At 65.8% G+C, this 22,606-nt stretch carries 19 protein-coding genes, 1 tRNA gene and 1 pseudogene; 16 read left to right on the top strand and 5 right to left on the bottom strand.

Annotated features, from left to right (window positions below; genetic code table 11):
• Positions 1-93 precede the first annotated feature (93 nt).
• Complete coding sequence (locus HT578_RS05945; RefSeq protein WP_039392573.1) at positions 94-639, top strand: regulatory protein RecX; 546 nt, start codon at positions 94-96, stop codon at positions 637-639.
• 115 nt (positions 640-754) lie between these two features.
• On the opposite strand, the gene HT578_RS05940 is transcribed toward HT578_RS05945, so the two are convergent.
• The gene (locus HT578_RS05940; RefSeq protein WP_039392574.1) at positions 755-1,087 is read right to left on the bottom strand and encodes a glycine zipper 2TM domain-containing protein; all 333 of its coding nucleotides are present in this window, start codon (positions 1,085-1,087) and stop codon (positions 755-757) included.
• Positions 1,088-1,334: 247 nt separating this feature from the next.
• On the opposite strand from HT578_RS05940, the gene HT578_RS05935 reads away from it, so the two are divergent.
• Both HT578_RS05935 and HT578_RS22460 read left to right on the top strand, forming a co-directional pair.
• The gene (locus HT578_RS05935; RefSeq protein ID WP_039392575.1) at positions 1,335-1,736 is read left to right on the top strand and encodes an NADH:ubiquinone oxidoreductase subunit NDUFA12; all 402 of its coding nucleotides are present in this window, start codon (positions 1,335-1,337) and stop codon (positions 1,734-1,736) included.
• Positions 1,718-2,179 (top strand): annotated as a pseudogene (locus HT578_RS22460) (DUF2155 domain-containing protein); the annotation flags it as partial. The gene HT578_RS05935 and the pseudogene HT578_RS22460, both read left to right, overlap by 19 nt.
• 35 nt (positions 2,180-2,214) lie before the next feature.
• On the opposite strand, the gene aat reads toward HT578_RS22460, so the two are convergent.
• Positions 2,215-2,949, bottom strand: coding sequence for a leucyl/phenylalanyl-tRNA--protein transferase (aat, locus tag HT578_RS05930; RefSeq protein WP_213502677.1), 735 nt, complete (start codon positions 2,947-2,949; stop codon positions 2,215-2,217).
• Positions 2,950-3,135: 186 nt separating this feature from the next.
• Here aat and HT578_RS05925 point away from each other — a divergent pair.
• The 6 genes from HT578_RS05925 to rplA all read left to right on the top strand — a co-directional run bounded on the left by HT578_RS05925 (position 3,136) and on the right by rplA (position 7,245).
• Positions 3,136-3,211: transfer RNA gene (locus HT578_RS05925), tRNA-Trp, on the top strand.
• Positions 3,212-3,384: 173 nt separating this feature from the next.
• The gene (locus tag HT578_RS05920; RefSeq protein ID WP_239026510.1) at positions 3,385-4,956 is read left to right on the top strand and encodes a hypothetical protein; all 1,572 of its coding nucleotides are present in this window, start codon (positions 3,385-3,387) and stop codon (positions 4,954-4,956) included.
• 144 nt (positions 4,957-5,100) lie between these two features.
• On the top strand, positions 5,101-5,295 hold the full coding sequence (secE, locus tag HT578_RS05915) for a preprotein translocase subunit SecE (protein ID WP_039392576.1): 195 nt from the start codon (positions 5,101-5,103) through the stop codon (positions 5,293-5,295).
• A gap of 34 nt (positions 5,296-5,329) precedes the next feature.
• Complete coding sequence (gene nusG / locus HT578_RS05910; protein WP_039392578.1) at positions 5,330-5,866, top strand: transcription termination/antitermination protein NusG; 537 nt, start codon at positions 5,330-5,332, stop codon at positions 5,864-5,866.
• Positions 5,867-6,107: 241 nt separating this feature from the next.
• Positions 6,108-6,539 (top strand): 50S ribosomal protein L11, encoded by a 432-nt coding sequence (gene rplK, locus HT578_RS05905; protein WP_039392579.1) that lies wholly within the window; start codon positions 6,108-6,110, stop codon positions 6,537-6,539.
• Between the two features lie 4 nt (positions 6,540-6,543).
• Positions 6,544-7,245, top strand: coding sequence for a 50S ribosomal protein L1 (gene rplA, locus HT578_RS05900; RefSeq protein WP_148625302.1), 702 nt, complete (start codon positions 6,544-6,546; stop codon positions 7,243-7,245).
• A 110-nt stretch (positions 7,246-7,355) separates the two neighbouring features.
• On the opposite strand, the gene HT578_RS05895 is transcribed toward rplA, so the two are convergent.
• On the bottom strand, positions 7,356-8,882 hold the full coding sequence (locus HT578_RS05895) for a TolC family outer membrane protein (RefSeq protein ID WP_213502669.1): 1,527 nt from the start codon (positions 8,880-8,882) through the stop codon (positions 7,356-7,358).
• Positions 8,883-9,097: 215 nt separating this feature from the next.
• On the opposite strand from HT578_RS05895, the gene HT578_RS05890 reads away from it, so the two are divergent.
• From HT578_RS05890 to HT578_RS05860, 7 genes are all read left to right on the top strand, one after another.
• Positions 9,098-10,900: a type I secretion system permease/ATPase gene (locus HT578_RS05890; RefSeq protein ID WP_213502667.1), complete on the top strand. Its 1,803-nt coding sequence runs from the start codon at positions 9,098-9,100 to the stop codon at positions 10,898-10,900.
• Complete coding sequence (locus HT578_RS05885; RefSeq protein ID WP_239026509.1) at positions 10,897-12,258, top strand: HlyD family type I secretion periplasmic adaptor subunit; 1,362 nt, start codon at positions 10,897-10,899, stop codon at positions 12,256-12,258. The genes HT578_RS05890 and HT578_RS05885 overlap by 4 nt, the downstream gene beginning before the upstream one ends.
• 53 nt (positions 12,259-12,311) lie before the next feature.
• Positions 12,312-13,682, top strand: a complete 1,371-nt coding sequence (locus tag HT578_RS05880; protein ID WP_213502665.1) for an outer membrane beta-barrel protein — start codon at positions 12,312-12,314, stop codon at positions 13,680-13,682.
• Positions 13,683-13,716: 34 nt separating this feature from the next.
• Complete coding sequence (locus HT578_RS05875; RefSeq protein ID WP_213502663.1) at positions 13,717-15,954, top strand: GumC family protein; 2,238 nt, start codon at positions 13,717-13,719, stop codon at positions 15,952-15,954.
• Positions 15,955-16,013: 59 nt separating this feature from the next.
• Positions 16,014-17,093 (top strand): glycosyltransferase, encoded by a 1,080-nt coding sequence (locus HT578_RS05870; protein ID WP_213504098.1) that lies wholly within the window; start codon positions 16,014-16,016, stop codon positions 17,091-17,093.
• 17 nt (positions 17,094-17,110) lie between these two features.
• Complete coding sequence (locus HT578_RS05865; RefSeq protein WP_239026508.1) at positions 17,111-17,659, top strand: polysaccharide biosynthesis/export family protein; 549 nt, start codon at positions 17,111-17,113, stop codon at positions 17,657-17,659.
• A 64-nt stretch (positions 17,660-17,723) separates the two neighbouring features.
• Positions 17,724-18,977, top strand: coding sequence for a glycosyltransferase family 4 protein (locus tag HT578_RS05860; protein ID WP_239026507.1), 1,254 nt, complete (start codon positions 17,724-17,726; stop codon positions 18,975-18,977).
• 172 nt (positions 18,978-19,149) lie between these two features.
• Here the strand turns inward: HT578_RS05860 and HT578_RS05855 are convergent, their stop codons facing one another.
• Entirely contained in the window at positions 19,150-21,138 is a 1,989-nt protein-coding gene (locus tag HT578_RS05855) for a TonB-dependent receptor domain-containing protein (protein WP_239026506.1), read from the bottom strand.
• 392 nt (positions 21,139-21,530) lie between these two features.
• A complete protein-coding gene (locus tag HT578_RS05850; protein ID WP_213502661.1) occupies positions 21,531-22,451 on the bottom strand; it encodes a LysR family transcriptional regulator in 921 nt (306 codons plus the stop codon).
• Between the last annotated feature and the right edge of the window lie 155 nt (positions 22,452-22,606).

Here is a 22,606-nt window from a genome sequence, read left to right as displayed (position 1 = left end):
TCGTTCGTGAACCGGATATTGCCAAGGTTTTCTCCTTGCAGGGGTCCATAAGCACTCCCCATTCTGCGCCGAGTGTGGCACGAATAGGGCAAGATGTCTGCCAAGCGTCGCAATCCCCGTCCGCTCGACCTGCCTCGACTCGAGGAAATGGCGCTCGCCTATGTCGCGCGATTCGCCACAACGCAAGCCAAACTGCGTGCCTATCTGGTGCGCAAGGTGCGTGAACGCGGCTGGGAAGGTGAGGACGCGCCGCCGCTGGACGCGCTCGTGGAGCGGTATGCGCAAGCGGGTTACGTCGATGACGAGACCTGGGCCCGCATGAAGGCGGGCAGTCTGCTGCGGCGCGGTTACGGGGCACGCCGGGTGCGCGAAGCGCTCAACCAGGCCGGTGTGGACGAGGATGTGCGCGAGGATATGGCGCCGGGCGAGGCGCAGCAGCGCGAGGCGGCGCTGGCTCTTGCGCGAAGGCGCCGCCTAGGGCCGTTCTCGCGTCAGGACGAAATCGACCGCCCCACGCGCGAAAAGCACATTGCCGCGCTGCTGCGGGCCGGGCACGGGCTGGAGGTGGCGCGCCGCATCATCGAGGCACGCGATGAGCGCGCGGCAGAGGAATGGGTCGCCGAAGCGTTCGACGAGTGAAGAGAGCTCGTCGCCTTCCGCGCCGAGCATAAGAAAAGCCGGCGCGTGCAAGGGACAACACGGCGCCGGCTTCTTCAGGCCCTTGCGGGCTTGCCGATTATCTCATCGTAAAGGGTCAGCGGCACTTGGGCTTGCTGGTGCTGCGGTCGACTTCGCGGCCAAGCAGTGCGCCCGCGGCCGCGCCGACCACGGTGCCCATGGTGCGGTCGCCCCTTGTATCAACGGCGCGGCCTGCAAGGGCACCTGCGACGCCACCGATCAGCAGGCCGGTCGTGCCGTTGGACTTCTTGCAGCGGTAGCGGCCGCGGTCATCCTTCCAGTAGCGGATGCCATTGTCGGTGCGGTGGTAGCGGTGGTGGTCGCGCGCGGCCACTTCGGTCGTGGTGGCGACGAGCGTTGCGGGGGCGGCGACAGCCGTCATGGCGGCGGCGAGAATGAGGTTACGCATCAGCGTTCTCCTGTGAAAATTTGCGATCCGTTCGGGAAAGGAACTCGCTGATAAGCCAAGTGATCCCCAACCTCAGATGAACGAAACGCCGCGCCCGCGAAGGCGCGCCGGGATGTGCCCGTCATGCGGTGAAGTGTGCATATGTGCGCTTTGTGCACGGGCACTTTCGCGATTGGGGGCGTCAAAGCCGGGGCAAATGCACGCTAGGCGCTTGGCATCCGCGCAAAAGAGGTCTAACGCGCGGCTCATGGGAATCCTGTCCAAGATCTTCACCTGGTGGGACGGCGCCACCATCGGCACCTCGCTCTGGTCCTCGCGTAATGGCGAGCACGTGGGCACTGACGCGCAAGGTAACAAGTATTACCGTGCGAAGAAGGCCAAGACCACCGAGGGATACGAGCGGCGCTGGGTGATCTACGCCGGTGCGAACGACGCAAGCCGCGTGCCCTCGGAATGGCATGGCTGGCTGCACCACTCCTACGACGACGTGCCGGAAAGCCACCTGCCGCCCGCGCGCATCTGGGAAGCGGACTACACCCCCAACGCAACCGGCACCGTGGCCGCCTACCGTCCGCAGGGCGCGCTTGAGCGTGGTGGCCGCCGCGCCGCTGCGACCGGCGACTACGAGGCATGGTCCCCGGACGCCTGAGCGTTTCAGGCCTTATGGTTTCGCTCTATCGCCGCGTCTGCGGCTTCCTGCCCCTGGTATTGCTGAGCGGCGCACTGGCCGCCTGCGGCGGTGCGCCCGAACCGGCGCCCGCCGAAACCGAAGTGCCCGAGGCTATCGCGGGCATGCAGGCCGGCCCTGCGCAGGCCGCGCAAGGGCAGGAACTGGGCACGCCCAACAAGGACCGGGTGGCCACGCTCGGCATCCTCAACAAGCGTAACAACCTTACCCAGGACATCACGATGAAGCCGGGCGAATCCAAGCGCCTGGGCAATCTCGTGGTGAAGCTGTCGACCTGTGAGAAGTCGCTCCCCTGGGAGCGACCGCAGGAAGAGGGCGCCTTCGTCCAGGTTTTCGTCGAAGAGCGGGCCAGCGTCGAGGAAAAGCCGGCCTGGCACAAGGTCTTCTCTGGATGGCTCTTCAAGAACTCGCCGGCGCTCAACGTTGTCGAGCACCCGGTCTATGACGTCTGGGTCAAGAACTGCGCGATGAATTTCCTGGGTGAAGAGGACGGTTCCGCTTCGCCTGCATCGTCCAGCAGCGCAGCAAACGCATCCGGAAGTGATAACGCCGCGGACTGATCCGGCGTTTCCGGCTCGTCCTGAGCGTCATTCAACAAGGTCAGGTACCGCGCTTGCGGAATCTCCACCGCGCCGAGCGAGGCGAGGTGCGAGGTGATGAACTGGCAGTCGAGCAACTGTGCTCCGCCCCGGCGCAGCGCCGCGACGAGCCAGCACAGGGCGACTTTGGACGAATCGCGCGTGCGCGAGAACATGCTCTCCCCGCAGAAGACCCGATCGAAGCCGACCCCGTAGAGCCCGCCGACCAAGACGCGCTCGCCTGTTTGTGCGTCGCGCTGCCAGCACTCGACCGAATGGGCGAGGCCCAGAGTATGCAGCATCTCGTAACTGCGCTGGATGCGGTGGCTGATCCAGCTTTCGCCGGTCTCGTCGCCATCCTCCTCAAGCTCGGACGGGCGTACGGCACGCGGCGCGGCGCAGGCGTCCATGACCTGCGAGAAGGCGGCATTGCAGGTGACTTCGAAGCGGCCCCGCTTCAACGTGCGGGCGAGCGAGTGCGAGACGTGGAGGCCTTCGAGCGGCAGGATCGCGCGCATGCGAGGCTCGATCCAGAAGACCTCGGGGTCCTCGCGGCTGTCGGCCATCGGAAAGATCCCGCTGCGATAGGCCAGCATCAGGATCTCGGGCTCGATGATGTCATCTGACTTGGGTGCGTGCACGCCGCCCAGACTAGCAAATCGGCGCTGGGGGCAAATACCTTTTTCAGCCCTCTACGGGTACTTTCGGAGGAAGAATTTGCGGCAAGGCCAATTAGGTCCTTGTCATCTGTCTCTGCACGCTCTAGAGGGCCCGTCACCCGCAGGAGTGTAGCTCAGTTGGTAGAGCATCGGTCTCCAAAACCGAGGGCCGCGGGTTCGAATCCTGCCACTCCTGCCATTTTCCTCACATCGTCGAAAACGTCACCCCGCCCGGGGGCAGTACGGGGCTGCGCCGCGTGCGCGCCCTTGCCAATCGCGCGCGCTGAATTATGGGAACCCGACCGCAAAATTCGGGGCGAGGGTGGGGCAGTGTCCTGCCAACGCAGCGTGGAGTGAGGCCAGCATTCGCATATGACGGACAAGTCGCAGATGGACGTTTCGCCCGAGCCGGAGCCGGTGATGCCCGCGTCCGACGCGGGGGATGCACCTGTATCCGTGCAGGAAGGCGCGCCCCGCGCCCGCTATGACCTCGTCTTCTGGATCGGGATCGCGCTGGCTCTCTTTGCCGCGATGCCCGCTCTCGTCGCCTGGGCACCGCAGATGACCGACTACCCCTCGCACCTGGCGGGGTACAAGATCATGCTCGAGCATGGGGGCAATCCCTTCCTGACCTGGTATTTCCTGTTCCACTGGGAGTGGACCGGCAACCTGGGTGTGGAATTGCTGATGGTGCCGCTGGCGCCGCTCTTCGGGGTGGAACTGGCCGGGCGCATCCTTGTCGCGGCCATCCCTGCGCTGACGGGGCTGGGCATTGTCGCGGTGTCCTGGGTGCTGCGGCGCCGAGTCGGCATCGGTCCGATCCTGGCCATGGTGACGATCTGGTCGCCCTCGCTGCTGATGGGCTTTCTCAACTATTCGCTTTCGTTGGCCCTGGCGCTGTTCACCTTCGCCCTCTGGGTGAAGATGGAAGGCTCGGTCTGGCGGCGGGTGGTGATGATCCCGCTGGGCTTCGTGGTCTGGCTCAGCCACGTGTCGGGCTGGGGGATCCTGGGCGTGATGGTCTTCGGCTACGAATGGACCCGGCGCGCGAGCTGGCGGGACTGGCGCCCGTTCCTTGCGCCCTGGCCGCTGATCTTTCCGCTCCTGCCGATGCTGGCGGGAATGGGGGCCAACTCCAAGGTGTCCTACGGGCGCTGGGGCGTGCTCGAATACAAGTGGGGCATCCTCTACAAGGCGCTGCGCAGCTACGATTATGTCTTCGACATAGCGACCCTCGTCGCGGTCCTGCTGGTGGCCTTGGCGGCCCTGGTGGTGAAGCGGATCGACGGACGCCTGGGGTGGGCGGCGCTTATCATGTTCGGCCTCACCATGGCCGTGCCGCGCCAGATCTTCGGCGGCGATTATGCCGATTATCGCCTGAGCACCGCGGCGCTCATGATCCTCCTGATGGCGGTCGACTTCCGCGCGAAGGCACCGGTCTGGCTCCTGGCGGCCTGCTCGCTGCTCTTCGTCGCGCGCACCGGGCTGACGTCGGTGGTCTGGTACCGCGATGCGCAGACCGCGCGCAGCCTGATCAAGGCGCTCGACTACGTGCCCGAGGGGGCCAGGGTCGCCACGGCCGTGGCTATCCCGCGCAGCCAGTGGTTCTTTGGTCCCTTCGAGCATTTCGGCAGCTATGCCGTCGTGCGGCGCAGCGCGATGGAGAATTCGAACTTCGCGCTGCCCGACGTGCACATGCTCTCCATGCGCGAGGAGGGCTACAACTTCGCCGATCCTTCGCACCGCATCCTCTATTCGTCCTACCAGCGCATCGACCTGAGGAAGTTCCGTCCGGCCAACCATGCCGACTACCTGTGGTATATCGGAAATTCGCAGCCCGTCGCGCTGCCCGATGGCGCGCATATCGTCTACGAGACCGAGAATTCGTTCCTGGCGCGCCTGCCCGATGCCGTGGACCTTGCAAATCCGGCGAACGGAAGCTAAGTCAACATCTCTTCCGACATGAGGATCCTTTACCGCCCCTCCCGGCCTTGGCCGGGACGGCGATGAGCCCTAGCCGGAAGACACGGAACCTATCTTCATTTGCGTTCGCGCAAACCAGGCAAGAGACACGAGAGCGTTACGGACATGGCCAAGATCAATCCCGGCGAATTCATGCGCCAGGTTCAGGCAGAAACGCGCAAGATCCACTGGCCCTCGCGCCAGGAAACGGTGACGACCGCGATTTTCGTTGGCATCATGACGGTGCTGCTTGCGACGTTCTTCCTGGGCGTGGACGCGCTTTTCGGCTGGGTCGTCAGCTCGCTGCTGTCGCTCCTGTGATCGCTTAGAACCTGTAGACCCAAAAGAGAGAATCATGGCCCGCTGGTACATCATCCACGCCTATTCCGGCTTCGAGAACAAGGTGAAGGAAGCCATCATCGCCGAGGCCGAACGCATGGGCCTCTCGCAGCTTGTCGAGGACATCCAGGTCCCGTCCGAGACGGTGACCGAGGTCAAGCGCGGCAAGAAGGTCCAGGTCGAGCGCAAGACCATGCCGGGCTACGTGCTCGCCAAGCTGGGCCTGAACGACGATGTCTACCACCTCGTCAAGAACACCCCCAAGGTGTCCGGCTTCCTGGGCGTCAACGGCAAGCCGCAGGCGATCAGTGAAACCGAGGCCTCGCGCTACTTCGGCGCGGCCGAAGCCGCCGCTGCCGAGCCGCGCAAGCAGGTCAGCGTCGATTACGAGATCGGCGATTCGGTCAAGGTGCTGGAAGGCCCCTTCGCGAGCTTCAACGGCATCGTCGAGGAACTCGATTTCGACAAGAGCCGCGTCAAGGTCTCGGTCTCGATCTTTGGCCGCGCGACGCCGGTCGAACTCGACTTCGAGCACGTCGAGCTCAGCAAGTAACTTGCGCATTTCCCATGCCGCACTGCGCGGTGGGGAAAGCAGGGAGGGGGCGCTGCACGGCGCCCCTTTTCATTTGGTGCGTTGTGGTGTAACGGCGCGCCCTTCGGACCGGCTTTTTGCCGGTGCGATTCCCGGCGGGAGAGGGCGAAGGTCCCTGCAGGCGCAGATGCCTCCTCCCTCGTCACACCGCTAAACATGAGGGCTCCCGGTGTGGGGCCCGACAGTGTGAAAGGAGGCCATCGTGGCCAAGAAAATTGAAGGTTACATCAAGCTGCAGGTGCCCGCGGGCGCAGCAAACCCCTCGCCGCCGATCGGTCCGGCGCTGGGTCAGCGCGGCGTGAACATCATGGAATTCTGCAAGGCGTTCAATGCCGCCACGCAGGAGATGGAAAAGGGCATGCCGATCCCGACCATCATCACCGTGTACGCCGACCGCAGCTTCACGTTCGTCACCAAGACGCCGCCCGCCACCTTCCTCATCAAGAAGGCTGCCAACCTCAAGTCCGGCTCGAAGGAGCCCGGCAAGGTTTCGGCCGGAAAGATCGCGCGTTCGAAGCTGACCGAGATCGCCGAAGTCAAGATGAAGGATCTCAACGCCAACGATCTCGACGCGGCAACCCGCATCATCGAAGGCTCGGCCCGCGCGATGGGTCTCGAAGTGACGGAGGGCTGATCTGATGGCCAAGATTACCAAGAAGCAGAAGTCGCTGACCGAAAAGCTGGGCGACAACATGAAGCTCTACGCCGTTGGCGAAGCGCTCCAGACCCTGCGTGACCTCAAGACCACCAAGTTCGACGAGACCATCGAAGTCGCGATGAACCTGGGCGTCGATCCGCGTCACGCCGACCAGATGGTTCGTGGCATGGTTTCGCTCCCGGCCGGCACCGGCAAGACCGTCAAGGTCGCCGTGTTCGCCAAGGGCGACAAGGCGGACGAAGCTCTCGCCGCTGGCGCCGACAAGGTTGGTGCGGAAGACCTCATGGAAGACATGCAGGCCGGCAACCTCGACTACGACCGCGTCATTGCCACCCCGGACATGATGGGCGTCGTCGGCCGTCTCGGTAAGCTGCTGGGCCCCAAGGGCCTCATGCCGAACCCGAAGCTGGGCACCGTCACCCCGAACGTGACGCAGGCCGTGAAGGACGCCAAGGGCGGCCAGATCGAGTTCCGCGTCGAGAAGCAGGGCATCATCCACGCCGGCATCGGCAAGATGTCGTTCTCGGATGAAGACATCCAGAAGAACTTCGCCGCGTTCGTCGATGCGATCGTCAAGGCGAAGCCCTCGGGCGCCAAGGGCAAGTACGTCCAGAAGATCGCGCTGTCCTCGTCGATGGGCCCCGGCCTCAAGATCGACACCGCGCAGGTCCAGGGCGCCTGAGCGCACCACTTGCACAAGATCGTGTGAGCCTTTTCATTGAGGCTCCCGCGTTCTGAACACGAAAACGGCCGGCAAGGATTGTCCTTGTCGGCCGTTTTCGCATGCGCGGTTCAGGGGATGGCCTCGTCATCGTGCAGCACAGGCGGTGAGAGCGGGTCGGGCAAGGTCTCGCTCCACTCGAAGTAGGAGGCGTCCTCGCGTACGATGGGCGCTTCGCGTCCGGCCCGGGGCTGGAGGAGGCGGTCAATCGGCTCCATCACGATGCGCACCGGATGGCCCGCGTAACGCGCGATGCCGGGGACGCGTGTGTCCGGATCGTAAGGCGCGTGGTCGGTCAGTGTGGTGATCGAGAGGATCCCGGTGTCGCGCAATAGCGCGGCCTGGCGCAGGTAGATTTCCGCTTCGGTCTGGGCCGCGGCCGTGCGCGCGTTGAGCAGATCGTTGGTGACCTGAAGCACATCGCGCAAGGTGCGGATGCCCGCGGTCTCCTGGCGCGAGACGCCGTCCACGGCGCGTTCGCCCGCCTGCACGGCCGCGCGGTAGCGTGGAAGCGAAGCCTCGGCGGCCTGAAGGCGGCTCCAGTTGGCGGCGAGTGTCTCGCGCATGGTTCGGCGGGCTTCCTCCACGAATTGCTGGTCGGCCAGGTTCGCCGTGATCGCCTGGCGCAGCGCAGACGATTGCAGTCCGCCGGAATAGAGCTGGAGCGTCAGTCGTACGCCCGCGCTCACCGCCTCTTCCCGCACGGTGTTCTGGTAGGGGGAGAGGGGGGAGCGCGAGAGGGCGGAGAAGGCGCTGACCTGGGGGCGCATCTGGGCCCTAGCGGCGCGCACCTGCGCCCGCGAGGCTTCGGCTGTCAGCGTGGCGGCGGCCAGGTTCGGGTTGTACCTCTCTGCGGTCACGTAAAGCGTTTCCAGCGTGGAGAGGGCGGGCAGCGGCGGAGGGGGCGCCAGGTCCTGCGGATAGTGTCCGACAAGATGGCGGTAACGCGCCGCACTTGCTTCCACCGTTGCGCGCGCTTCGATGACGCGTCCGGCAGCAAGTTCGAGTCGGTTGGCGGTCTGCTCCAGATCGGGCCGGGTGGAGTCGCGCAGGGCGTAGCGCGCGGCGATGACATCGTTCTGGCCACGCAGCAGTTCGTAGTTTTCGACCGCAATGGCATAGAGTTGGGTGTCACGGCGCACGCCGACATAGGCGGATACGACGTCGAGCAGGAGTTGCTGGGTCTGCCCGCGCAGCGCCTCACGTGCGGACAGGCGGGTCGCTTCGGCCGCGTCTATTCCTGCGGCCAGGCGCCCGGATGTGAAGAGCGGTTGGTTCAGCGATAGCTCCACACTGGATGCAAATCCCTGGTCCTCGGCGGGCAGTGCGGTGCCACGGGTGCGCGCTGCCGTGAAGGTGTGCTGCGCGGAAAGGCTGAGGCTGGGGCCATAGGCCGCGCGTGCCTGCACCACGAGTTCATCGCTGGCCGCGACAAGATCGCGGTTCCCCTGCAATTGCGGATTGCCCGCGTAGGCCGAGGCAAGCGCTTCGGCGAGCGTTTCGGCACGGCTCTGGGGCGCGGTCAGCGGGAGCGAGACGGCCAGCAGGCATGGCAGCGCAAGGGCGGGTACGCGGCGCAAGGGCAAGCGAAGGAGCAAGGCAGATCCCCTTTGTCGGACGGCTGGGAATTCGAGCGAGCCCCTATTCAATCCGGAACAGAGGTGTTCGCGGTGTCGGTGTACGTTGCGGGCTGTTCTAATGCAGCGCGAGATAGTTCCAGACAGGACGCAACTATGAATCGACTGGATTTGGGCGGCCCTGTTGGGGGCGGAAAACGCCACGTGCGTGCGGAATACTTGGGCGGAGGTAGGCCATGCTGAATCCGTTCGGACGCCTTTCGCAGGACCTGCGTGACGCCCTCAGGGGACTTGGCCGCGTGGCTCCGGTCGTGCTGGTCATCAGCAGTGTCTACAACGTCCTGCTGCTTTCGGGCTCGTTCTTCATGCTGCTGGTCTACGACGATGTCCTGCCCAGTCGCTCGCTTCCCTCGCTGTTCAGCCTGCTGGCGCTCGTGCTGCTCGCCTACGTGTTCCAGGCCGTGCTCGATGTCGTGCGCGGGCGGATCATGGTTCATGTCGGATCGCGCTTCCTGGAGGAGACCAGCGGGCGCGTGCTCGACATTCTCGCCCGCTTCGAGCTTTCCCGTGGCAGCCTGCCCAACGGGACCCAGGTGGTTCGCGATGCCGATACCGTGCGCGGGTTCCTGTCGGGGCCGGGCCCCCTCGCGCTTGTCGATCTGCCTTGGATCCTCGTCTATCTGGGGGTCCTCAGCGTATTCCACTGGAGCCTGGGCCTGCTTGCGCTGGTGGGGGTGGGCGTGCTGGTCACGCTGATGGTGGCCAACAACCGCTCCACTGGCCCGCTAGCGCTCGAGACGATGAAGGCGGGCGCGCGGCGCGCGTCGCTGGCCGAGGCCACCTTGCGCAACGCCGAGACGCTGAAGGCTCTGGGAATGGCGCCATCTCGCCGGGAGGAGTGGACCGAGGCCGAGGCGGCGTACCTGCGCGCGAACGAAGCCTTCTCCGCGCGGGCCAGCACGCTGTCGGGGGCGACCAAGGCGTTCCGCATGTTCCTCCAGTCCGCCACCCTGGCACTCGGCGCCTATCTGGTGATCGAGGGGCAGGCGACGGGGGGGATCATCATCGCCAGCTCGATCCTGTCCTCGCGGGCACTGGCTCCGGTGGAGCAGGTGATTGCCCATTGGAAATCGATGGTGGCCTGTGGCCAGGCGCTGGGGCGCATGCGCGAGCTGATGGAAGCTGTCCCCGCGCACGCCGAACCGTTGGGGCTTGAGCCCCCGCGCGAGGCTTTGCGTGTACAGGGGCTGACCGCGGGACCTCCGGGGCTCAAGCGGGTAACACTTGCCGAGGTACGCTTCTCTCTCAAGGCCGGGGATGCGCTGGCCGTGGTCGGACGCAGCGGCTCGGGAAAGACCACGCTGGCGCGTGTGCTGTGCGGGGTCTGGAGCCCGCTGCGCGGTGCGGTGCGGCTCGACGGGGCGACGTTGGATCAATGGTCGGCGCCGCAGATCGCACAGTTCATGGGCTACGTACCCCAGAAGATCGAGCTGTTCGAGGGCACGATTGCCCAGAATATCGCGCGGTTTCGTCCCGATGCGGACCGGGATAAGATTCTGGCCGCGGCCCGTGCGGCGGACTGCCACGAACTGATCGTGCGCCTGGAAGGGGGCTATGACGGACGGATCGGCCCGGGCGGAGGAGGTCTCTCGGCCGGGCAGCAACAGCGCATCGCGCTGGCCCGCGCGCTCTACGGCGATCCGTTCCTCGTGGTCATGGACGAGCCCAACAGCAATCTCGACCACGAAGGTGAGGCCGCGCTGGCCCATGCCATCGCGGCGCTGCGCGCGCGCGGCGGTATTGCGATCGTCATCGCGCACCGTCCCGCCATCGTTTCGCAGGTGAGCCACATCATGGTGATGAACGGCGGACGTGTCGAACGCTTTGAAACGCGGGCGGAGTTCGAGGCACGCATGCGCCCGGGCAAGGAGGCTCCGAAAGGGGCGACGACCGGCAGGACCGCAGGAGCCAATGCCCCGGACGGCGAGGCTGCGCAGGCGCTGCGCACGGTGCGCATGGAAGAGGAACTCGATCAGTGAACGTCCATTCTTCCATGCTTGATCCGGTTGCGCTGCACGGCAACGAACCTCTCGCGCGTGCGCCCGAGGCTAGAGGGGAGCGCCGCCTGGCGCGCCTCTCCCGCCTCGGATTGGGGACGGTCGGCGCGCTGGTGGTGGGCGGACTTGGGCTCGTGGCCTTGCTCCCCATGGCGGGCGCGGTCATCGCGCCCGGCACGGTGACCGTGGAAACCCACGTGAAAGAGATTTCGCATCCCTATGGGGGAGTGGCCGCCGCAATCCTGGTCGAGGATGGCGATGCGGTGCGCAAGGGGCAGCCTCTGGTTCGGCTGGATGACAGTGTGACGGGGGCTTTCGCCACGTATGCGGGATTGGAGCTCGATCAGTTGGTCGCGCGTGCGGCGCGTTTGCGGGCGATCCAGGCGGGCGCACGGAGCATCGATTTTCCCGAGGAACTGAGGGCACGTGCAAGCGAACCGGGGGTGGCGCGGGCGATGGAGGATGAACAGCTCAGCTTCCAGTTGGAGCGACGTGCCCGCGCGGACCAGTTGGGGCAGTTGCGCGCGCGGGTGGTCCAGACACGCGCGGATGCCGACAGCTATCGCAGCCAGTTGGGCGCGCTGGGGGAGCAGGAGCAATTGATCCGGCAGGAACTGGACCAGATGCGCGCGCTCTACGCGGATCGGCTGACCACGCTCGACCGCCTCAACGCGCTGGAGCGCTCGGCGGTCGGCGTGCGTTCCGAGCGTGAAGGCGCAGGCGCTGGTCTGGTGCAGGCCCGCGCGCGGGTCGGCGAATTGCGGGTGCAGATGGCAGGTCTTTCCAGCCGCGCGCGCAGCGAGGCGGCGCTGGAGTTGGCCCAGGTCGAGGCGGCTATCGCGCAGCACCGACGTGAAACGGCCGAGGCCCGCGACCGCGCCGAGCGAACGGTGATCCGCGCCCCGCAGGATGGGCTTGTCGACAAGCTCGCCGTACGAACCCTGGGAAGTGTGGTCCCGGCGGGCGAACCCCTCATGGAGATCGTCCCGGAAGCCGATCGTCTGGTTGTGCGCGCGCAGGTGCGGCCCATGGATATCGATCAGGTCGTGTCGGGCGGCGTGGCCCATGTTCGCTTCTCGGCGCTCAATATGCGCACGACCCCCGAACTGGAGGGCAAGGTGACGCATATCGCCGCCGACAGTTCCCTGGATCGAGTGACGGGGGGCACATACTATCCGGTCACTATCACCATTTCGGATGCAGAGTTCGATAAGCTCGAAAAGGCCCGTATTTCGGTGGGTATGCCCGTCGAAGTATTTGTGCAGACCGAAGAGCGTACGATCCTGCACTACATTATTAGGCCGCTTTCGGATCAACTCCGGCGGGCGCTGCGCGAGTAGGTGCGATACCTCAAGGACATTCTTCTTAGGTTGAAACCGAAAGGTCGATGGCCATGACGGCATGTCCCGCCAGTAGCGAACGGATCGAGGGAACACGCCGCCCCGGTGCATCGGCAGTGGTTGGCGCCGCCATCTCGGGGCGCTGGGGCTGGTGGATCGGAGGCGCGAGCCTTGCGATGGGGGGCGTCGCGATGCCTGCCGGTCTGCAAGCGCAGAGCCTGGGGGCGGGATGGGCGCTTGATGGCACGCCGTCGCTGGACCGGCCCGGGGTTGCCGGCAACCGTATCGAGCCCGGGTTCGAGGCGACGCCCCTGCATGTGGGTTCGTTCCAGCTTGAGCCCAGGATCTCGGCCATTGGGGGATACGATGGCAATGTCTTCAATGAACCCGACGCGCGCCGCGACGCGGCGTTGGTCGTGGCTCCTCGCCTCGATGTCGCGCTCGACGATCCCCGGCATCGCGTGAATGTCGTGCTGTCCGGTCGCTTGCGCCGCTTTGCACGGACCGGGACGGAAAACAGCGACGCGTACGGCGCACGTGGCAACGCCCAGTTTGCGCTGGGCCCCGATATGCAGTTCGCCGTGACACTCGAAGCTGCCCGGCAGATCGAACCGCGCAGTTCTTCGGGGGCCGCGATCAATGCGCGTGAGCCGGTGAGCTACCACCGCCTTGGCGGGGAAGCGGCCCTGCAGTTCGACCTTGGCCGCTTGCGGGTGTCCGGTGGGGCAGGGGTTCGCCGTGTGTCTTACAACGATCTGGATCTGAGGGACGGGAATACCCGCGACCAGTCCTTCCGCGATACGCGGGCATTGTCGGCCGATCTGCGGATTGCTTACGACCTTTCGGGATTTCTCTCCGCGTTTGTCGAGGCGCGGGGGGATACGCGCCATTCGTTCCGCGCTGCGCCCGACCAGGCCCGCGATTCGCGTGGCGGGGCGATCACCGCAGGGATCAAGGGCGAAATCGCGCCGCTGGTTTCGGTGGAGGCCTCCGCAGGCTACCAGGTGCGCGACTACGACAACCCCGATTTTCGCGATTTCCAGGGAGTTGGCTTCGCCCTTGAGGGGGAGTGGTACGCGACCCCCTTGCTGACCTTGCAAGTGCGCGGGGAGCGTCGGTTTCGGAACAGCGGCAACCGGGATGTGGCCGGTATCCTGGCGGATACGTTCACCGCAACCGTGTTCTACGATCCAACGCGGCGCCTTCGCTTGTCGCTCGCAGGGGAAGTCGCTCGGGACAACTACCGCGACGTCACCACGCGGGCGTGGCGTCTGCGCACCGATGTCCAGATTCAGTATCGCCTCAACCGGCACGTCGCGCTCGCCGGGCAGGTCTACTGGCGCGACCAGCATGTGTCCGGTGCGCCGCTTGTCAACGCTTTCACCGCATTCGGGGCGGGCCTGGGCCTGACCATCACCCCATGACCGCACGGAACACACCAGCCAGGGAGCCTGTCGCTTGAACCTGCCCGCCCTCTACGAGCCGCAAGGCCGACCGCCGCAGCTTCTCGCCCGGGATACCGGGACCTACCGTGAGGAGGATGGCGAGGACGCCATCTCGGTGCGCTTTCTTTTCGCCATGCTCATGCGGCGCCGGGAGGTCGTGGTCCTCACCCTGGCCCTGTGCGTCTTGCTGGCTCTTGTCTTTACCTCGGCGCAGTCCCGCATCTACTCGGCGAGCGCGGACGTCGTGATGATTACCGGCGATACCCAGATTGCACCCGAAGACGAAGGGGAGGCTCGGGAAGGGCCGACCCGGGCCGAGGACGTGGAAACACAAATTCAGCTGATCCGCTCGCGCGATATGGCCGGCCAGGTCCTCGAGGCGACGGGATTGGAGGAGGACCCGACCTTCCGAGCCGATGTGCTGGAGCCGCGCTCGATGCTGGACAATCTTCTTGGCTCCGTAGGGCTGTCGGACAGGCAAGGCGGGAGCCAGGAGATCGACGCGGGGACCCTGCGGGAGCGGGCGGTTACCTATCTGATCAAGCGCATCCATGTCGTCCGGGTGGGCAATTCCTTCAACCTGCGTATCGAATTTTCCGACGTGGACGCCGCGCGCACGGCACAGGTCGTCAATACCTATGCACGGCTCTACACGCTCGATGATCTGCAGGAACGGGCACGCGGAAGCGCCGAAGCGGCGAAAACCCTGCGCGAGAAGGTCGCGGAACTGAGCGAAACGGCGAATGCCGCCTTTGCGAAGGTGCAGGCCTATCGCGTGGCCAATGGCCTGATCTCGTCTTCGGCAACCGGGCTGACGGAGCAGGAAATTTCCACCTACAACCAGCAGGTGGCCAGCGCCCGCGCTGAAGCCGCGCGCGACGCAGCTGCCCTGCAGAGCGCGCGTTCGCAGATGGCCGTCGGCGGAGCGGGCAACGTCGGCTCTGCCGCGTCCTCCCCGGTGGTCGCGTCGCTGCGCGCCCAGCGTGCGCAGCTGGTGACGCGTGAACGCGACCTTTCGCAGCGCTACTTCGATGAAAACCCCGAACTGGTCACGGTGCGTCGCCAGATCTCGGATCTCGACACGCAGATCGCAGCCGAAGTCAATCGCTCGCTGCAGGCCCTGTCCACGCAGGCTCGCGCTTCCGCGCAGCGCCTTTCGTCGCTGCTCGCGAGCCGCAATGGCACGCGTGCGCAGCTTGGGGCGGACAACACCGCGCTGGTGGCCCTGGCCGGTCTCGAGAAGGAGGCCGATGCGGCCCAGTCGCTCTATCGCAGCTATCTGGAACAGCTCAACAAGGTGGTTGCGGGCAGTGGTACCGAACGCCCGGCCGCGCGCCTCATCTCGGCGGCCAACGTGCCTGGACTGCCCGTGTCGCCCAACCTCGCGCTCAACCTGGCGCTGGGCGCGGTGGCGGGCATCTTCGCGGGTGCACTGCTGGCGATCGTCTCGGAGATTTCCTACCGCGGTTTCACCACCATGGAGGATGTCGAGAAGCGCCTGGGCGTGCCAGGCCTCGGCGCGATCCCGGCCTTTGCAACCGTCCAGCCGCACAGCGCCTCGCCGCTGGAGACCGTGCGGGACTTCCCGGATGGCGCTTTCTCCGAGGCCTTGCGCAACGTGATCGTCTCGGTGCGCTATCTGACCGGGGGGGCGGGCCGTGTCATTGCTCTCGCCTCATCCGTGCCGGGCGAAGGCAAGACCACGCTTTCGGCGTGCCTGGGGCGCTCGTTGGCGACGGCGGGAGAGAAGGTGGTCGTGGTCGATTGTGACGTGATCCGCATGCAGCTGAGCCGCATGTTCGCTTTCGATAATGGACAGCCGGGTCTGATGGAGGCGCTGGCCGCAGAAGACAGTCCGATCCCGTGCTACGAAGAACCGCAATCGGAAATGCGGATCGTTCCGATCACCCGTGCCTTCGCAAAGGGGGAGCGATTGACCGAGCGGGGGCGCTTTGCCCGGATGGTCGCGCGGCTGCGCGAGGACTATGACGTGGTCCTGCTCGACTGCCCGCCGGTTCTGCCGATCGCCGAGACGCGGGATATCATCGCCTGTGCCGATGCGACCTTGCTGGTGGTGGGGTGGCGCAAGACCACCGACCGGGTTGTCAGGGCCGCAATGCGGCTGCTGCCCGCGCGGGCGCGCAAGAACCTGGGCGTTGTCCTCAACAAGGTCGATATGGAAAAGCAGGTGCGCTTCGGAGGGGACGATGCGGCCAGTTTCTATACGCAGTATGCGGGGTATTACCGGTGAGCGGCGCGCAGCCCGCTTTTTCGGGGCGCGTGGCTCTCGTCCACTACTGGCTGGTGGGCATGCGGGGCGGCGAACGCGTGCTGGAGCGGCTCCTGCGTCTCTTCCCGCAGGCCGATATCTTCACCCACGTCTACGATCCGGCGCGCATGTCCGGGGCCTTGCGCGGGGCGCGCGTGCAGGAAAGCTTCGTCGGGCGGCTGCCGGGCGCGCGCAAGCACTACCAGAAGTACCTGCCGCTCATGCCGATGGCGCTCGAGGAACTGGATCTGCGTGCCTACGATCTTGTCATCAGTAGCGAATCCGGCCCGGCCAAGGGCGTCATCACGCGCAATGACGCGCTGCATCTTTGCTACTGCCATTCGCCGATGCGGTACCTTTGGGATCACTACCAGGACTACAAGTCGGCCGCGGGGCGGCTCAGTCGGGCGCTCATGCCCGCGATGTTCCACCGCCTGCGCCAATGGGATGTCAGTTCCGCGCAGCGCGTCGACACGATCCTCGCCAACAGCCGCTTCATCGCCCGCCGCGTCGGCAAGGTCTGGGGGCGCGAGGCCGAGGTTGTGCATCCCCCGGTCAGCGTATCGGAATTCGCGCCATCCTCGCAGGTCGGCAACCGCTACCTCTGGGTCAGCCAGATGACCCCCTACAAGCGCGCCGATGTCGCGCTGGAGGCCTTCAACCGCATGGGCGTGCCCGCGCTCATGGTGGGTGATGGGGAAATGGTGCGCGAGATCGAGCGGCGCGCCGGTCCCAATGTGGAGGTGCGCAGGCGCCTCAGCTTTTCGGAACTGAAAGAAGCCTACGCGACCTGCCGCGCGCTGGTCTTCACACCGGAAGAGGACTTCGGGATCGTTCCGGTGGAAGCCAATGCCAGCGGCAGGCCGGTGATCGCCTTTGGGCAAGGCGGGGTCACGGATTCGATCGTGAACGGAAAGACCGGGCTGTTCTTCCCCGAGCAGAGCGTCGAGGCGCTGTGCGAGGCCATCAGCCGGTTCGAGCGGTGGGAGGGGGAGTTCGATCCGGCCGCAGCCGTTGCGAACGCACAGCGCTTCGCACCCGAGGTGTTCGATGCGGGCATCCTGTCCGCGGTGGAAAAGCTACGCGCGCGCGGGCCAATGTCTGCGCCGGCGATGACATGAGAGGAAGGGGACGGATCATGCAGTTTCGTTTGGGGATGGCGCTGAGCCTTCTGGCGCTTTCAGGATGTGGTGCGCAGGTCAGCCGGGAACTTCCGAGCGTGGGTGTGGTGGAATACCGCCTGTCCCCGGGCGATCAGCTGCACCTTGAAGTCTTCCGCGAGGAAACCCTCAGCGGGGACTACGTGGTGAACGATGCGGGCGCGATCACGCTGCCCATGGCAGGGGACTTTCCGGTTACGGGCAAGACCGTGGCACAGGCGCGCGCCGAACTGGAGGCCCTGCTCGCAGGGGGATACGTCCGCGATGCCAGGGTCAATCTCACGATGACCGAATACCGCCCGGTCTTCATCCTGGGCGAGGTGGCCCGGCCCGGTGAATATGGCTACGCGCAGCGCATGTCCGTTCATGCCCTGGTCGCGAAGGCGGGCGGCTTTACCTACCGTGCCAACGAAAAGGTGGTCTACATCCGGCACGCGCTGGAAGGGGAGGAAACGGCCTACGCGCTGACCAGCGCGGCGGCGGTCATGCCGGGAGACACGGTGCGCATCGGTGCGCGCTACTTCTGAGATGCACAGGCTGGACACCTGCCTGAAGTCGGCGCAGGATTTCTTTCCGGGAGGAGGACGCGGCGTGGGAGTGAGGCCCGAGCGAGTGGTCGTTCTGCACGATTTCAGCGAAGTGCTGGGTGGGGCATCCCACCTGGTCCAGGTGCTGATTGGGCAATTGCGGGCGCGGGGCATTCCGGTCACCTTCATCGCCGGGGATACGGGCACCCACTTCACGCGTGAGGATGTCGCCTTCGTACCGTTAGGCGGAAAGGACTTGCTGGCGCGTTCCCGGCCCGGTGCGTTGGCGCTGGGGCTTCACAATCCGGTTACGCTGCGCAGCGTGCGGGAATGGATCGCGATGTACGACACGCCCGGCACGATCTATCATCTGCACGGCTGGTCCAAAGTCCTCTCGCCCTCCGTTTTTGCAGCCCTGAAGCCGGTAGCGCGGCGTCTTGTCCTGCACGCGCACGACTATTTCAATGCGTGCCCCAATGGAGGCTTCTTCGATTACCGGGAGGAGCGAGACTGCGAGTTGAAGCCCCTGTCACGGGCGTGTCTCATGCGGCGCTGCGACAAGAATTCCCAGGCGCAGAAGTTCTGGCGTGTCGGGCGTGAGGCGCTGCGCAGACACTGGCAGGATGGAGTATCGAACGCAGCCCGTATGCTGCTGATCCATCCCGGTCAGGCGCGGCTGTTCCAACAGGGGGGATGGCCCGAAGACAGGCTTCATGCCGTTCGCAATCCGGTGACCCCGCCCTGCCAGGCGCGCGTGCGCGCCGAGGCCAACTGCGGAGTTCTCTTCCTCGGACGGATTTCGCGTGAGAAGGGCGCGGATCTTGCGGCTCTGGCTGCGAAGGAGGCGGGCGTGCCGATCACGTTCGTGGGCGAAGGTGCCGATGAGGGCGCCTTGCGGGCGCTTCATCCCGGCGCCCGCTTCCTCGGGCGGCTCGATCGCGACGGCGTGGCACAGGCCATGGCCGAGGCGCGCGTGGCGGTCATGCCCAGCCGGTGGTCCGAGCCGTTCGGTCTCGTCGCGCTTGAGGCGATCGGCTCGGGCCTGCCCGTCATCGCCAGTGCGCGGGCGCTGGTGGGACCGGAGATCGCGGAGGCCGGGTTCGGGCTCGCGCTCGATACGGCGGATATTACGCAGTTCGCCGCAGGCATCGCGAAACTGCATGCGGACGATGCGCTTGTACGGCAGTTCTCCGAAGCTGGACGGGCCCACTACCGCGACCTGTGCCACGGCCCGGAAGGCTGGGCGGAGGCCGTATTGGACCACTACGGACATGTCTTGCGCCAATCGTGGGACCTGGGAGCCGCCACACCAGGTTGAGCCTGGGCGAAGGCAGGCGCGTGCAAAGCCAGACGGAGGATCCCAGAGCCATCGCCCTCGGGTTGCCCGAATTGCCGGACTTACCTCAGGCAAGCCGCCTTGGTGGAAAGAGTGAGGTAGCCGAGGTGGGGCGACGCTTTGTCGGGCTTTGCCCTTTCCCGGCTCTCCTTGCTCAGAATCGCGCGGTTACGCCCAGCCACAGGCGGGCCGGATCGATGACGTAACCCGAGGTGTCATAGTCGAGGCGCTTGTCGAAGAGGTTCTGGATACCGCCGTGCAGGCTGAACTCAGGCGAAATGCGGTAGGTGCCGCCGATATCGACCGTGGTGTAGGAGGCCGCAAAGACGTTCGTGCCGCTGATCTGCGCTTCGGTGACCGCTTCCTTGCCGCGGTAGATGGCGCGGGCGTAGGCGCTCAGGCGCTCGTCCGGGCGCCAGTTGAGCGAGGCGGAGGCCTGCTGTTTGGGCGTGTCGTTGAGCGCGCGGCCCGCGTTGTCGCCGGTGAGCTGCTCGGAATCGGTGAGGGTGCCGCTGGTGGTCAGGCGCAGTGTCGGCGTCAGGCGCAGGTTCAGCGTGACCTCGATGCCGCGCACACGGGCCTCATCGATGTTGACGTAGGTCGTCGGAGGACGGCCGATCGAGCTCAGAGGCTCATCGATACACCAGGCGGAGGCCTGTGAGCAGGTGATGCGCGTGATGCGGTCGTGGAACTTGGTGTCGTAGGCCGTGACACTGGCTTCGAGCGGGCCGCTGTCGAACATGGCGACGGCCTCGAAGGTGCGCGAGGTCTCGGCTTGCAGGTCGGGGTTGCCGTAGATTGTTCCGCCGCGGCTGTTCTGGCCCCAGTCGACGAGGGTCTGGCGCAGGTTCGGCGCGCGGAAGCCCTGCGAGTAGCCCCCCTTGAAGGTGATCTCGGGCGTGGCGTTCCACACCGCGTAGAGGCGCGGGGTCCAGTGGGTGCCGTACTGCTGGTCATCGTCGAGGCGCAGGCCGCCGGTGAGGTGGAGGCTGTCCGAGATTTCCAGCTCATTCTCGGCAAAGAGCGCCCAGTTGGTGCGCGAGGCGCCGGTGCGGCTGGAACCGGAGAGGCCATTGCTGGTGAGGTCGGTCATGTCCTCATTGCGGTAGAACCCGCCCAGCGTCAGGTTGTTGGACGGCAGCGGGATCGCCCAGATCGACTGCGCGACGGTGTTGCGGATGCGCTTCTGGCCCTCGACGTGCTTGGCGTCCTCGTACTGGACGTAGGTGTCGTCGCTGGCAAAGCCCCAGTCGCCGTGGTGGCTGAGCGAACCGACGTAGCGGCGCTGGGTCATGGCGTAGATCGTGCCATCCGGGTCCTCGGTGCCGCGGTTGGCCTCGACCGACTTGCCCACCGTGGAAAGGGTCTGCTGGCTGTAATAGCCTCCCTCGACAAGGAAGCGGTGGTCGGGGCCGGCCTCGAAGCCGATCTTGCCGGCAAGACTCTCGTCGCGGCGCTCCGGGGTGCCGCCAATCACGCTGTCTTCCGAGCGGCGGTTGAGCGAACCCTGGACCTGGAGCCCAACGCCCTTGGTGACAGGGCCCGAGAGGTAGAAGTTGGCATCGCCGAAGTTGCCGAACGTGTCGGAGAGCTGCATCGTGCCGTTGGCGCGCAGGCTGCCCGACCAGGTGTCCGCGATGGCGCGGGTAATGACGTTGACGACGCCGCCCATCGCGTCCGAGCCATAAAGCGAGGACATGGGCCCGCGCACGACTTCGATGCGCTCGATCGATTCCAGCGGGGGCAGGAGGCCACCTTCGGAGATCGAGCCGCCGTTGGTGCGCGATTCGCGCGCGCTCAGGCGCTTCCCATCGACGAGGATCAGCGTGTACTGCGGCGACATGCCGCGGATCGAGATGTCGCGGCTATTGCCTTCGCCCGTGGTTACCGTGACGCCGGGCACTTCGAGCAGCGCGTCGGTGACCTCGCGGTAGGGAAGGCGATCGATGTCGTCGCGCGTGATGACACTGATCGAGGCCGGGGCGTCCTTCACCTCCTGCGCGCGGGTCGAGGCGGTGACGACGATCTGGCCCGGATCGCTGATGTCGGCCGCATCCTCGGCCAGTGCCGGACTTGCGACAAGGCTCGTTGCAATCCCACACATCGCAGCGCTGAGGCGCAGGGCACTGATCGGCTTCTTCACGTTCGGTATCACCATATCTGATATTGCGAATTGTTCGCGTGTTGCGCTCTTGCACTACTGCGACGCACTCGCAACGATCAAATGCGAATAGGTCCTATTCAGGTGTGGATAGCGCAAGGGGGCTGAGGGCGACGGTGGTGCGGGGCGATGAGGTGATCCTCAAGGTACCTAGGTTCGAGGTGGGAGAATGGTTTCCTGCCGTGCCGAAGACGCTGACAATCAAAAGTGGTGGTCCGAGGGCCATCGCCCTCGGGCTGCCCATACCGAGGTCCTCACCTCTCGTGCGCCACCTTGGTTCAGAGGGGTGAGGTGGCCCAGTTTGGGGTCGAGGGGTGATGACCCCTTGAAGCGCTTTTCCTTCTGTCGACGTTTTCTGTGTCCCTGGTCGTGGCTCAGTCTCGGGGGGGCGCCTCCGCGTTCGCGGTGAGCAGCTGTTCGCGTAGCCAGATCGAGGCCGGATCGTTGCGGCTGCGCTCATGCCACAAGAGCCAGTAGGGGAAGGGGCCAAGGCCCTCCGGGGCGCCGAGAATGGCGAGTTCGTCGCGGCGGGGGCAGGCATGCACAAGGCGTGAAGGGACGACCGTGACGAGGTCTCCGGCCAGCAGGAGGTCCGGTGCTAGGGCAAAGTAGGGCACGCTCAGCATGACCTTGCGGTGGCGCACCGCTTCGCCAAGTGCGGTCGAGACACGATCAAGCTCCGCATCGCTGACGGTGAGGCCGAGGTGCGGGTGGGCAAGGAAGTCGCCCAGGGGCACCGGCCCCTCACCATGGCGCGCGAGAGGGTGGTCCTTGCGGGTCACGCAGACGAAGTGATCAGTGAACAGGAGTTCGCGGTGGACCTGTTCGGGATCGTGATCGAGGCCTGAGATGGCAAGGTCGATCTCGCCATGCGCGAGCTGGCGGTGCGAGGCATGGCCGAGCGGCTGCAGGTCAAGCGCGAGCGAGGGCGCCGAGGCACGCAGGTGCGCCATGGCGGGCAGGCAGGCCGATTGCACCCCGAAGTCGGTGGTCGCGATGCGGAAGCGCCGTTCGAGCCGGGCCGGATCAAAGTCGGCCTCGTCGAGAAGGCTGGTCGTGGCGGCAACCCAGTCGGTCAGGCGGTCGACAAGTTCCTCGCCGCGCCAGGTTCGGGCCATCTGGTTGCCCGAGCGCACCAGCAGCGGATCCTTGAGCACCTCGCGCAGGCGGGCCAGGGCCCGGCTGACACTGGGCTGGCTCATCCCCAGCATGAGCGCGGTCGTGCTGACGCTGCGGGTCTTGAGCAGGTAGGCCAGCACCAGGAGCTGGTTCGGCGGAAGGTGGGGCGAGAGCATGATCCTGCTAATGCAAGTCATTCCCATGGCAGTGCAAGGGCACTCTGCCGGAATTTACAGGCTGGCAATGGTTTGGAAATGGCTGCGCCATGTGGGCGGGGCGGCTCGCCGGAATCCAGAGCGTGTGTGTGCTCCTTCACCGCGTGGCAGGGGGG

The organism is Novosphingobium decolorationis (genome assembly GCF_018417475.1).
Lineage (GTDB): Bacteria > Pseudomonadota > Alphaproteobacteria > Sphingomonadales > Sphingomonadaceae > Novosphingobium > Novosphingobium decolorationis.
This window is presented reverse-complemented; position numbering and strand designations above follow the sequence as displayed.

What these genes read in the sequence shown, in the direction of transcription:
- aat (WP_213502677.1), bottom strand. Translation starts at nt 2,949, where the DNA reads ATGCTGGCCTATCGCAGCGGGATCTTTCCGATGGCCGACAGCCGCGAG.
- HT578_RS05870 (WP_213504098.1), top strand. Translation starts at nt 16,014, where the DNA reads ATGCGGGGCGGCGAACGCGTGCTGGAGCGGCTCCTGCGTCTCTTCCCG.
- HT578_RS05850 (WP_213502661.1), bottom strand. Translation starts at nt 22,451, where the DNA reads ATGCTCTCGCCCCACCTTCCGCCGAACCAGCTCCTGGTGCTGGCCTAC.
- HT578_RS05890 (WP_213502667.1), top strand. Translation starts at nt 9,098, where the DNA reads ATGCTGAATCCGTTCGGACGCCTTTCGCAGGACCTGCGTGACGCCCTC.
- nusG (WP_039392578.1), top strand. Translation starts at nt 5,330, where the DNA reads ATGGCCCGCTGGTACATCATCCACGCCTATTCCGGCTTCGAGAACAAG.
- HT578_RS05865 (WP_239026508.1), top strand. Translation starts at nt 17,111, where the DNA reads ATGCAGTTTCGTTTGGGGATGGCGCTGAGCCTTCTGGCGCTTTCAGGA.
- HT578_RS05880 (WP_213502665.1), top strand. Translation starts at nt 12,312, where the DNA reads ATGACGGCATGTCCCGCCAGTAGCGAACGGATCGAGGGAACACGCCGC.
- HT578_RS05945 (WP_039392573.1), top strand. Translation starts at nt 94, where the DNA reads ATGTCTGCCAAGCGTCGCAATCCCCGTCCGCTCGACCTGCCTCGACTC.
- HT578_RS05920 (WP_239026510.1), top strand. Translation starts at nt 3,385, where the DNA reads ATGACGGACAAGTCGCAGATGGACGTTTCGCCCGAGCCGGAGCCGGTG.
- HT578_RS05940 (WP_039392574.1), bottom strand. Translation starts at nt 1,087, where the DNA reads ATGCGTAACCTCATTCTCGCCGCCGCCATGACGGCTGTCGCCGCCCCC.
- rplA (WP_148625302.1), top strand. Translation starts at nt 6,544, where the DNA reads ATGGCCAAGATTACCAAGAAGCAGAAGTCGCTGACCGAAAAGCTGGGC.
- secE (WP_039392576.1), top strand. Translation starts at nt 5,101, where the DNA reads ATGGCCAAGATCAATCCCGGCGAATTCATGCGCCAGGTTCAGGCAGAA.
- HT578_RS05935 (WP_039392575.1), top strand. Translation starts at nt 1,335, where the DNA reads ATGGGAATCCTGTCCAAGATCTTCACCTGGTGGGACGGCGCCACCATC.